Source organism: Alteromonas ulvae, from assembly GCF_048987005.1.
Lineage (GTDB): Bacteria > Pseudomonadota > Gammaproteobacteria > Enterobacterales > Alteromonadaceae > Alteromonas.
The window spans coordinates 1,806,456-1,817,981 of the sequence record NZ_CP185261.1; the positions used below are offsets into that span (position 1 = coordinate 1,806,456).

Consider the following 11,526-nt stretch of genomic DNA (forward strand, 5'->3'; position numbering starts at 1 on the left):
GTTATGCTTAACTAGTGTTTTTCTTTATGCATCGATAGGCTATTGCTTAAAATACCCAAGGTAAGTAAAACAATAAATGTCGACGTATTTGCGGGTGCTTGAAGCGGAAAGTCTACACTGCTGTGCATCGCCATTCCAATGCATGCCATTAGCGCAGCAAATGCTGTGCCACGAGGTAAAGGATGGCGGCGGGTCCGCATTGCTGAAAAGCTGTGCCTTGCACTAAAAATAACAATAGCTGCGGCTAAAATAGCCCCAACAAGGCCAAACTCGATAGAAAACTGTAGATATTCGTTGTGGGCATGGTCGTAAAAATGTTGCACGCTTTTGCTTTGTTGTTGCGGGTAAACCGTATAAAAAGTTCCCCCTCCTGTACCAATAATAGGATATTGAGCAACTAGAGGGAGCGCCTCCACAATCACCTCATCTCTGCTTTCTTCAGCCAAGGTTGTTTGCTCTAATCGCTGTTGTACCTGCTTTAATCCAAACAAACTACTCACTATAAGTACATCAATTACTAGCATGCTTATAAACAGCGTAACGTAGCTTTTATGTTTTGGTTTAAAGTATAAAAGCCCTAGCGTTGCTGTCACTGTCATAGCGATAAAAAATGCAGTATTGCCCATGCGAGAACGAGACATAACAAGAGCGATTACCATAATAATGATGCCAATTCTAAATAGTACTTTGTTACTCAACCAAAATTTAACTATTCTTCGCAGCCTCTCTCGCTTAGAGCTTTCCGGTGTGGTGTATAAGTTTGCAATAAGGTAACCAATTGCTGCACTAAGTGATAAAAGAAGATAATTGGCATAGTGATTTTTATACACAAAACTACCCGTGGCAATATGAGTGACTGGATAGTTAAAAACAGCGCTGTAATCGGTATTGAGTAATACTTCTAATGTGCCGTAAATAGCTTGGAATATACCTGCAATACTTAGGGTGATAAGCACTTGGCGCAACCGATTACCAGTGCTAATCATGGTTAGGCAAATAAAGAATAAAAAGCAGTAAGCTAATGACTTAAAAAAACTAATAACGCTTTGACCCACATCAAAACTAAGAGATAACCAAGGAAGAGGCGTGAGGTCGTTGCTAAAAATAGCAAACAGCGGCTCTGTGCGAGTGGGGCGGATGGCGTTCACCACTTCTGGCGGAAGAGGGATTATGGTAAGCAATTGCCATGCTAAAAACGCAAACCACAACACAATATAAACACGATAGCGTGCAACTAGCGAGCTAATAGCATTTGTATTAATTAGAAATAATACGCCGCCTATTAGAAAAAACGACATTTGCATAAGCGCCCAAGCCCAAGGTCTGTTTGCGCCTAATGAAAGGGGAAGCCAAAAAAGCGTGAATAAAAGAAAACCGAAAAGAAACTTTTCGGTTTTCTGGAAGGGCTGGGCTATCAACGATTACTGCGCCTTAATTACATCTTTACTATTGATTAGTTAGCTGAAACCGTCGTGTCACCGCCACCTGCGCCTGCTGCGCCGGTGCCAACACCTAAAGGAGAGACGTTGTTTCCATCAGCGCCAGCAGCAGTTGCCGTTAGTGTGGATGGGTCTATACCTGCGTTAATTGCCGCCAGTAGGGCATCGTCTTCGCTCAGCATGCCCATTTGCGAAGCAATGCCGTATATTTCATCGGCACTTTCTGGGAAGAAAATCATAGCAATGGTCACTACCTGCGTTGGTATTTCTGGCATTGAATCTAACCCAGCTATGGTAATTTCAAATCCAGACGCGTTTTCGTTGAGCAAAGTCACCATGCTTTCGTAAGATTGACGATTTTGCTGAAGGTACGCCAGCCCTTCAGCATCGAAGTATAAGCCTTCGGTAAGTACCGCTTCACTTATTTTGCTAGAGGCCGTAATCAAGTCTGCTCCCGCTTCAACTTCGTTGATAAGCAAGCCTCTCACTTGTGTACCGGGGGCAACAGAAGCCTCTTGGGCCTGGGCCACAGGCGATAACAGTAATACTATGCTTACTAAAAATGATAAAAAAGCACTGTTTCGCATAACATCTCCTAAAAGCTAAAATGTCTTGTTGGCCATTCCCGCCGACAATGTTGTGTAGTGTACATCAAATGCGCTATGTGCGCTGCTTCTTTTTGCATGGGTTTACCTTGCGCCCAGCACATAAATTAAACATGCCAAAGCGTGGGTTTTGCAAAATAGTAGCCTTGTTGAAACTGGACATCGGCCTGCGTAAGCGCCATCGACTCGGCCTCATTTTCCACAAGTTCTGCAATTACTTTAATATTTAAACTGCGGGCAACGCTTAAAAGACTACTCACAAACAATAAATTATCTTTGTCTGTGTGGAGCCCTTTGGTTAACTTGCCAGAAACTTTTACAAAGTGGGGGTGAATTGCCCTTAACCCTGTAAGTGATGCAAGATTATCGCCAAAATGCTCAATAGTTATACGGCATCCTAAAGCTATTAACGTTTTCGCTAAGCTAACTGCCTGCGTTTTATGGTGAATGAGCGCCGAATCCTCTACTTCGATAACCAGTTTTTTACACAAATCTGGATTGTTGCGCAGGCTATTAACCAACCACTCTTGAAAAGGCGCGCTGGCAATTGATGCATTCGCAATATTAATGGCAATATCGCGAGTGGTTTCGGTAAGTTTGCTCAGCACCAAGCTTACCACTAACTTATCAACTTCAGGGATCAGGTTTAAGCGCTCAGAAGCAGGAATAAGCTGCGACATGGGTATAATGCCCCCCGTGTCTTTATCTTTAAATCGTGCAAATGCCTCGAAATAGGTGGGGCTATTTTCTTTTACGTTCATAACAGGCTGAATTAACAGGTCGGCACACTGCGTTTCTAACACATTGTTTAAACGCTCACGCCACGCCGTGTTGCTATGAATAAACGTAAGCTCAGATGCAAACTGCCAGCCCTTTTCCTGCTTGGTTGCCGCCATGAGTGCGCTGTCTGCATTTTCCATGATCTCTGAAAAAGACTGCTCATCGTGAAATTTAGCTACTCCCATTAATACCGTTTTAGAACCGTTTTTAAGAGGGGTAGTGGCATTTAATGCATCGCTCAACACATTTAAACGTCGCTCACACTCGTTCTGCGACACCGCTTCCGTCATTATTACAAAGTCAGCACCTGATACACGAAACAAAAATGTTTTTTCTGGAAACTCTTTGGTTAAGGTAGTTAGGGTATTTGCCACGTTCGACACATAAGTATCGCCCTCTTGTGCACCTAGTGTGGTGTTTATCATATTTAGGTGGGCCAGCCTGGCAATAATTATATATCCCTCGTCATTAGCTGCTGTGCCGCTTAACAATGCGTTCATGTGCCGAGTAAAGGCACTGCGGTTAGAAAAACCCGTTAAACTGTCTTCATAGGCTTGCGCTTTAAAATGCTCAACCTTCTGCGTGAGCTCTTTAAACATGGCCTCAACAGAAGAGGATAACTTGTTGACTGCGGTGGTAATAAAATGTAGCTCTTTGGTAAAGGGCGTATAGCTAATGTGAGAAAACTTTTGGTTCTGTATATCGTTAATTTTACTTACCACTATGCGCAGTGGCTTGGTAATAGCGCTAATAATTAATAACAGCACAATGTAAGCTAAAACAAACGCGGCAAAAAACATGAGTGCGCTTTGCTTAACACTCTCCCATAGCGTTTGGTTTGCGAGGCCAGGATGACTTTGCACCACAAGCTGCCCAGCCATTGTCCATCCGCTATTTAGTTCGGTGGTTTCTTCTGGGGGCGTTACGTTAACAATATTGGTGAACCATTCTGGCACCGTACTCATCGTATTTGGGTTTCGGCGCTCTATAAGCATATTACCTTCCATATCAGTAACCGTAATGTACTGATAAAAACCACGGTCGAAGATGGCGTTGACCATGGTTTCTGCCGTGGCGATGCCATTAGGCTCTGCTAAGTAAGGGGTTATGGATAGCCCAAGGGATGTGGCAGTATCCTGGGCATGGGTAGCAAGCTGTTCATTCACATACTCTCGGGTTAGCTTAACGTTTATAATAAACGACCCTGCAAACACCAAGATCAAAAACACCAGCAAGCTTGTGCTCAGTTGGGTAGATAGTTTCATTGTTATTGCTTATCTCCGTTCATTACGGTGTTTAACCGTTCTACCATATCGTCCCACATTTTCATGGGTCCACTGTCTCTTAATTTTTTGCCCGTTCCCATCGCTTTTGCCGCCCACAGCCCATTACCATTAAAACTGTATATGGGGGCAAGGTCGCGACGCTTATTAGCAGGTAAAATGCGTTTATTGATATTGTCTAACACTAATGGGATGGAACTGGGGGTTTGATAATACGCCAAAACCATATGGGGTTGGCCAAGGTCTAATGCAGTAACGTACATTAGGCGAAGCTGTGATTCTGAAATGCCTAGCTCGATTAACGAAAAGTACTTTGCGATAACGTAGTCTTCGCAATCACCTGCACCGGTGGCAATAAGCTCGATAGGGGTTGCCCAGTAATCTTTTTGACCCCAGTGAATAATATCGTCGACAAAATCATACTGATTGAAAAAACGATTTACCGCGTATAATTTTTCATCGAAATCATCGGTTTGCAGCTCATCAATAAGCTGTCGCCATTCTGCTACATCTTCAGATGCTTCGCTGCCGTAAACAAACTCTATACGCTGATATACCTCTGTGGTGAATAGGTTTTGTTGCTGAGCAAATAACGAAAGAGTAAAAAGTACACTGCCTGTTATCAACACGCAGAAAATTGCTGAGTAACTATACGTTCTCAGCTTATTTGTCGACTTGTTTTGCCAGCTACAATGTACTTTGATGAACAATTGCCCCAAGAGTGTGCAAAGCGATACTTTTACAAAATTTATGTGGCTAATAATACTGATAACTTAAGAGAAGTGCATTGGGAAAAACTGAAAATGTTTTTTTAGGGGGCTAGGGTTGCACATTGCTATGATAGCGCTGAACTAAGGCATTCGAAATTGAAAGAGGCATGAGCGCGGTAAACCGCGCTTTAGAAGAAATTTCGGCAATTATATAAACGGCTACTGAACGGCTTGAAACTTGCAAATTATTTTGCATCCCAAGCGCATACCCTGTATTTTGCGCATGATACGATGGAGTTGTTTATCAACATTGCTATGGAACTATTAACACCAGTGCTCAGTTATGATCATTCGTAAAAGCCCGCTATACCTATTTTCCCCTATTATCTACGTGCTTTTATTAACACGAGCATCTTTAGACCCTCTGCTAAAAATGACTGACTTTGGCGGTGTTAGTTTGGGTGCACTGCTTAACCTTGCAGTAATAGTTCTTTTTTTTGGTGGCTTGTTTCAGAGCAGGGGCACAATATCAGCAAGCGTATTTAAACTATGGGCAGGCTTTCTTGCCATAGGCTTAATATCGATTGTTATTTCGCCGATACCAATGACTTCCTTTCGTTCTTTTGTATCGGTATTAACCTACTTTTCACTATTCTCCTTTGCCTATACATTTGTTCGTTCAAGAGAAGACCTCGCGTCTGTACTGAAACTAATTATTTACACTAGCTTTCTACCGTTTGCGGTGTCTGCTTTTCAATTTGTATTCCCCGAAACCAGCACAACAAGGGATGGCTTTAGACTTCATGGCAGCTTCAGCCATCCAAACATCTTCGCTTTTTACTTAGTATTGATTGCGTCGGTTTCATTTTATTGCATTAAGTCGGAAGCAGTGTTTTTCTCGAAGCGTTTTATTCGATTATGTCACGTTATTATTCCACTAAGTGCCATATGCCTTATCGCTACGCAAACCCGAAGCGCATGGATAGCGTTTATTGCTATCTTCTTTATCTATGGACTTTTGTATGAACGGAAATACGTTGTTTTGGTGTGTTGTATAGGAGTACTCGCATTATTTTTACCGTTTGTTCAAGAGCGGATTGCTGATTTAGCGTCCGATTCTCAAATAACCGACTCTGGTGGTGAAAAGCTAAACTCTTACGCATGGAGAAAAGTGGTTTGGTTATCATCGTGGGATTTTATTCAAAATAAAATCTGGTTTGGTCACGGATACGATACTTTTTCTCACTACTTTCTGGATTTCTTTGTTTTAGAGGAGAGTAAAGGTTTCGATGCGCATAACGCTTATGTTCAAGTGACATTTGACATGGGATTTTTAGGTGTTTTAGCGTTTTTTATATTATTGATTGGTATCTTAACTAAGTATCTACGCTATTTTTCCTTAGATCCCAAAGGCAACAGTGTGTTTATTGGCGTAATCGCCGCATTTATGTTGGTTTGCTACTCCGATAATATGCTTTTTTATCTTTCTTACTGTTGGTATCTGTGGTTGTTTTTAGGGAGTGGATGCGCGTTTTTAGAATTGAATGCAAAAAAGAAAGCAACAATGCGGATGATGGTCAGGTTAGATGGCTAACCAAACACAGTTCTATTTATTAGCAAAAAATTATTTCTTTTCGCGAAAAGTAAATTACAGGGAAAAACAAGTGAAAATAGCCTATTTAGTCAACCAATACCCCAAAATAAGCCATACGTTTATTCAACGAGAAATCCTTGCACTAGAACAGCAAGGCTTTAGCGTAAAGAGACTCTCGTTGCGCGCTGAGCCCTTTGATTCTCTTGGCGATGAAGATAAATCTGAGTTTAAAAAAAAACGTTTATTTTAGAACGTTCTAAAGTGAACCTACTTTTATCGTTCATTGGATGGGCCGTTACGAATATAGGTACATTTAACTCAGCGCTTAGCCTTGTGCTGAGAATGAATAAGAAATCAACCAAGATGACGTGGTCAACCAAAATTGACCAACCCAGTTAAGCTACTTTCTTCTGTTTCAATGCTGCCACTTCATACTGATTCGGACTCATATATCCTAAGTATGAATGTAACCGCATCGGATTATAAAACATCGCGATGTACTGCAAGATATCTTGCTGTGCTTCGAGACGGGTTTGATATGACTTCCAATGCACACGTTCTTGTTTCAGTGTACCGAAGAAACTCTCTACCACGGCATTATCCCAACAGTCGCCTTTTCGACTCATGCTGCCAATAAAACCATGGCCTTTCAATAATCGACGATACTGGTCACTTGCATACTGACTTCCTCTGTCAGAATGAACAATCAATCCTGGCTTCGGGCGACGTTGCCAAATCGCCATTGTCAGTGCATCGCAAACAAGCTTGGCCTTCATTCGTGAACCCATACTCCAGCCCACAACCTTCCGCGAGAACAGATCAATAACCACGGCTAAATACAACCAACCTTCACGTGTCCAGACGTAGGTAATATCGCAAACATACGCTTGGTCCGGTGCGTTAACGTCAAACTCACGGTTGAGTACATTGTCGAATACGGGCTTGTCGTGATCACTATTGGTGGTGATTTTATACTTCTTCTTGTATCGAACCTTTACGTTGGCTTCTTTCATTAACTGCCGCGTTTGCTGTCGGCCTACTGGATAACCTAAACAGTTCAATGCTCGCTGCATTCTGCGGCTACCGTATGTATGCTCACTCGCAACATCTATGGCTTCAATCCATTCGAGCATCTCAGTTTTTTCGTTATCCTTCTGCGTCTGCGGCCATTCCTGCTTCTTCACATACCGGTAGAAGCCATTTCTATTCACGCCCAACAGTCGACACATTAAATCGACTGGATAGGTCTTTTTACGTTGCGCAATGAAGCGATATTTTATTTCGTTTCCTTGGCGAAAAAGACCGTCGCTTCCTTTAATATGCGCTTTTCCATTTCAAGCTGTTTGACCTGCGCTTTAAGTCGACGGATCTCTTCTTGCTCTGGTGTTAATTTGCCGCTGCCTCTAAATGCTTGCCCATCATCATCTTGCTGGTATTCCTTGACCCAGCGACTGATCATCTGATTGTTAACATCTAACATTTTGGCAACATCGGTTCTGCTATGGCCTTGATCAAGCACAAGACTAACCGCATCGAGTTTAAATTCTTTGGTGTAACGCTTTCTTTCAGGCATCTCTTTCTCCAGTTAAGCTGATATTATACTCTTAACTGGACTGGTCAATTCAATTGGACCACGTCAAGACGCTGTTTAAACACTTTATCTGCTTAATTGAAGCAAGGTTTGTTGCTAGCGAGTGCATACGCGTGGGAGCAGCGCATATTCACACACACTTCGGTACTAACTCGGCAGAGGTGGCAATGTATGCTTCTCTTATTTCGAATATTCCCTACAGCCTTACTATTCACGGGCCAGAAGAGTTTGATTATCCCTCTGACTTAAATCTCAATGGGAAAATATCGCGCAGTAAGTTTGTAGCAGGGGTATGTAGTTTTGGTCGTTCTCAACTTTACCGTTGGTTGGCTTCTGACATGTGGCATAAAGTACAGGTTGTTAGATGTGGGCTAGAAAAGGAATACTTCGATCAGGCCCCATCATCATTAACGTCTATTATCAAACCTAATAATATTACTTTTCTTTGTATAGGTAACATCGTCCGAAGCCAGGAATAATTGTTCATTCTGACAGAGGAAGCCAGTATGCTAGTGACCAGTATTGTCGATTATTGAAAGGCCATGGCTTTATCGGCTGCATGAGTCGAAAGGTGACCGTTGGGACAATGCCGTTGTAGAGAGTTTCTTCGGTACACTGAAACAAGAACATGTGCATTGGATATTATATCAAACGCGTCTCGAAGCACAGCAAGATGTATTGCAGTACATCGCGACGTTTTACAACCCGATACAGTTACGTTCATACTTAGGCTATATGAGTTCAAATCAGTATGAATTGGCAGCAATGGAGCAGAAGAAAGTAGCTTAACTGGGTTGGTCAATCGTGATTGACTACGTTACTCTTTGCCATAAATAACTAACTTATACTACAGCTTTTTTTTTGGATTACCCTTGATCATGCCGAAGCTAATTGTTCTGATTAATTTTTTTAGAAGTCCAACGGTGATTTTTAGAAACCCAAGAAATGTTTTTGGAAATATCAACGCTTCTAAATAGTTTGACAGCCCCTGAGACCACTTCCGTTCATATACTTCATTACAAAACCCGATTGTAAAACTATCGTAATTCGCCTTCAAAAGATCTCTTGTAGCTTCTGAAAATGCTCCTCTACAATACGCATCCTCATATTGAAGATTCTTCATGCAAGAAAATCGATGACTATAAAAATACAATTCCTTGTTATTACTTAGGTTTGCATCATGCACTCGTTTTATTGCTAAGGGTTCTGAAAGGATTAATACGTTGTTTTCACACGTAAATCTTAATACAAAGTCAAAGTCCTCAGAATGCTTCATCATGGAGTCGAAGCCGCCAATTTTTATAGCTTCCATGCGTGAAAACATCATTGCAGTTGCAGTACCAATGTAATAGTCTTTAATAAGACTTCGTTGATAGTCTCTACCAAGGATTAACCTATCGTGGTCGAAGTGTGCAATAGGCGACTTTTTGTGCTTTCTCGTATCTTCAGATTCTTCATTAAAAAAATAATCATTGCAAATTAAGCCAGTGCTCATTTTTAACCTGTTTGCGGCTTCAACTTTTTTGGCGAGATTATTTGGGAGGAAAATATCATCAACATCTAGGAAAGAGACCCATTCTCCAGCTGCTATGTTAATACCAACATTACGAGCAACAGATACGCCACCATTATCTTGTTTCTTTAAGACGATGGGAACTTTTGATGACTTTTGTAATTTTTTTACAATTGCGACTGACTTATCGGTAGATCCGTCATCTACAACCACAATTTCAATTGGCAAGTAAGTCTGGTTATTTACTGAGCGAATTGCATCACTTATGAATTTCTCGCCATTATAGCAGGGAATAACTACACTAATTTTCATTCAAGCGCCTATGTATCGATTTAACTAGTTTTAAGAGCACTGCATAATAAACTTCATCATTTAATATAGTAAAAGCTGAAAGTTCAATAGTGATATATAGTTACACGAAATGTTATCACTAAATAAGATTTAATTCAGGTTAAAATAAAAGAAGCTACTTGAGCGTGTTGATCTTTATGGTATGAAAGGTAATCAAAAATGAACCGATTGTAATGATGTCGCCGAAAACCAACATGTTTCTTTCGATATGTAGAGAGACTTATCCAGCGAATTTGGAAACTGATGGCCCTAGGACAAGATCACGAACATAAATTAGCCAATTGAATTGCCAATCACTATAAAACATGGACGAGTTATACAGTCTGTGATCTTATACTCTCTTTTGCGGAGAGAGTCATGGATACAGGGGCATTTGAACGATTTTTTGGTGATTTAGAAGATCCTCACCAGTCAGTTAAGGTGGCGCATTTATTTTCAGATATTTTATTTCTTATGGTCTGCGCATCTATCGCAGGAGCTAAGGGCTGGGAAGAGATTGAAGACTTTGGTGATTTACATTTCAAGTGGTTTACCGAGAAAGGTTTGTTCAAGAATGGTTTACTGGTGCATGACACCATTGCTCGCGTGGTATCCAGAGTAGATACAGAGCAATTTCAGCGTTGTTTTTATTCATTGGATGAAGTCCGTTACCGAATTGTCAGCCGGACAACTGATTGCTACAGATGGTAAGCGACTTTGTGGCTCATATAACCGTGAAGACAGGCAATCAGCTATCCACATGGTGAACGCCTTTGCCACCGAAAACAATGTGCTGCTGGGTCAGGTCAAAACACAAAGCAAGTCGAATGAAGTGACGGCTATCGCCGAGTTACTTCAGCTTTTAGACATCAAGGGCTGCCTCATATCAATTGATGCTATGGCTTGCCAGACTAAGATTGCAGGGCAAATTGACGATAGCGGCGGAGATTATCTGCTTGCCCCGAAAGGAAATCAACATGACCTGTTCGATGCGGTACGAAAGGCGCTTGCCGGTTGCGTGAATGACGAAGTGATTTGCATGGAAAAAAGCCATGGGCGCAGCGAAGCAAGAGCTTATTATGTGATGGATGCAACTGAGTTATCGAAAACCTTCCCGTAGTGGAAAGGGCTGAAAAGTGTAGGCGTCGCGCTAGGCTACCGGCAGCTCAAAAATGGTAAAGCTTCCATTGAGTATGATATTACATCAGCTAAACGGCATTAACCAAAGCTCGCTTTGCCAATGCAGTACGTAGTTATTGGGCCGTGGAAAATAGCTTGCATTGGGTGCTGAAGGAAGACCACTGTCAGATATACCGAGGTAATGCAGCAGAGGTACTTTCAGGCGCGAGAAAAATGGCACTCAATATGTTGCGGGCCGAGACAAGCAGAAAAATTAGCATTCCGCGTAAACAAAAACGTGCCCATGGCAGCACCGACTATCTGGAGCTGGTATTAACAGCTGGTTTGGAGGCGCTGAGTGAAAATTAAGCACTCATGCTCTTACCCTGCTGATGGCCTGTATTCAGGCTCTTTAATTTATGGTCAAAGAAAGGCGTGATTATTGAGATTATCTAATTTTTATCTAGTTTCAATATGCCAAAATCGTTATTCATTGATGTTAGTGTTTTTAAATCTCATCAGAAGAGTGCTAAAATTTTCGACTTAGTAGGATAAGCTATTG

General features: G+C 41.6%; 9 protein-coding genes and 2 pseudogenes. 5 read left to right on the top strand and 6 right to left on the bottom strand.

Annotation, left to right across the window (positions count from 1 at the left end; genetic code table 11):
- Positions 1 to 11: 11 nt before the first annotated feature.
- The 4 genes from ACOJR9_RS07910 to ACOJR9_RS07925 form a co-directional block, all read right to left on the bottom strand.
- Positions 12 to 1,298, bottom strand: coding sequence for an O-antigen ligase family protein (locus ACOJR9_RS07910; protein WP_420935750.1), 1,287 nt, complete (start codon positions 1,296 to 1,298; stop codon positions 12 to 14).
- 155 nt (positions 1,299 to 1,453) lie between these two features.
- Positions 1,454 to 2,026, bottom strand: coding sequence for a hypothetical protein (locus tag ACOJR9_RS07915; RefSeq protein WP_420935751.1), 573 nt, complete (start codon positions 2,024 to 2,026; stop codon positions 1,454 to 1,456).
- Positions 2,027 to 2,151: 125 nt separating this feature from the next.
- Positions 2,152 to 4,089 carry a bifunctional diguanylate cyclase/phosphodiesterase gene (locus ACOJR9_RS07920; protein WP_420935752.1) on the bottom strand — a complete coding sequence of 646 codons (1,938 nt, stop codon included), beginning with the start codon at positions 4,087 to 4,089 and terminating at the stop codon, positions 2,152 to 2,154.
- A 2-nt stretch (positions 4,090 to 4,091) separates the two neighbouring features.
- Entirely contained in the window at positions 4,092 to 4,736 is a 645-nt protein-coding gene (locus ACOJR9_RS07925) for a transglutaminase-like cysteine peptidase (protein WP_420935753.1), read from the bottom strand.
- Between the two features lie 424 nt (positions 4,737 to 5,160).
- On the opposite strand from ACOJR9_RS07925, the gene ACOJR9_RS07930 reads away from it, so the two are divergent.
- Both ACOJR9_RS07930 and ACOJR9_RS07935 read left to right on the top strand, forming a co-directional pair.
- Entirely contained in the window at positions 5,161 to 6,411 is a 1,251-nt protein-coding gene (locus ACOJR9_RS07930) for an O-antigen ligase family protein (RefSeq protein WP_420935754.1), read from the top strand.
- A 70-nt stretch (positions 6,412 to 6,481) separates the two neighbouring features.
- On the top strand, positions 6,482 to 6,661 hold the full coding sequence (locus ACOJR9_RS07935) for a hypothetical protein (protein WP_420935755.1): 180 nt from the start codon (positions 6,482 to 6,484) through the stop codon (positions 6,659 to 6,661).
- Between the two features lie 145 nt (positions 6,662 to 6,806).
- Here ACOJR9_RS07935 and ACOJR9_RS07940 read toward each other — a convergent pair.
- A protein-coding gene (locus tag ACOJR9_RS07940) for an IS3 family transposase (RefSeq protein ID WP_420935756.1) occupies positions 6,807 to 7,984 on the bottom strand; the annotation gives its coding sequence in 2 pieces (ribosomal slippage) (positions 6,807 to 7,735 and positions 7,735 to 7,984; 1,179 coding nt in all).
- Between the two features lie 53 nt (positions 7,985 to 8,037).
- Here ACOJR9_RS07940 and ACOJR9_RS07945 point away from each other — a divergent pair.
- Both ACOJR9_RS07945 and ACOJR9_RS07950 read left to right on the top strand, forming a co-directional pair.
- Positions 8,038 to 8,481: a hypothetical protein gene (locus tag ACOJR9_RS07945; protein ID WP_420935757.1), complete on the top strand. Its 444-nt coding sequence runs from the start codon at positions 8,038 to 8,040 to the stop codon at positions 8,479 to 8,481.
- Positions 8,463 to 8,791: pseudogene (locus ACOJR9_RS07950) on the top strand (IS3 family transposase); the annotation flags it as partial. The gene ACOJR9_RS07945 and the pseudogene ACOJR9_RS07950, both read left to right, overlap by 19 nt.
- 58 nt (positions 8,792 to 8,849) lie before the next feature.
- Here the strand turns inward: ACOJR9_RS07950 and ACOJR9_RS07955 are convergent.
- Positions 8,850 to 9,827 carry a glycosyltransferase family 2 protein gene (locus ACOJR9_RS07955; protein ID WP_420935758.1) on the bottom strand — a complete coding sequence of 326 codons (978 nt, stop codon included), beginning with the start codon at positions 9,825 to 9,827 and terminating at the stop codon, positions 8,850 to 8,852.
- A 396-nt stretch (positions 9,828 to 10,223) separates the two neighbouring features.
- Here ACOJR9_RS07955 and ACOJR9_RS07960 point away from each other — a divergent pair.
- Positions 10,224 to 11,333, top strand: a pseudogene (locus ACOJR9_RS07960) (ISAs1 family transposase).
- Positions 11,334 to 11,526 lie beyond the last annotated feature (193 nt).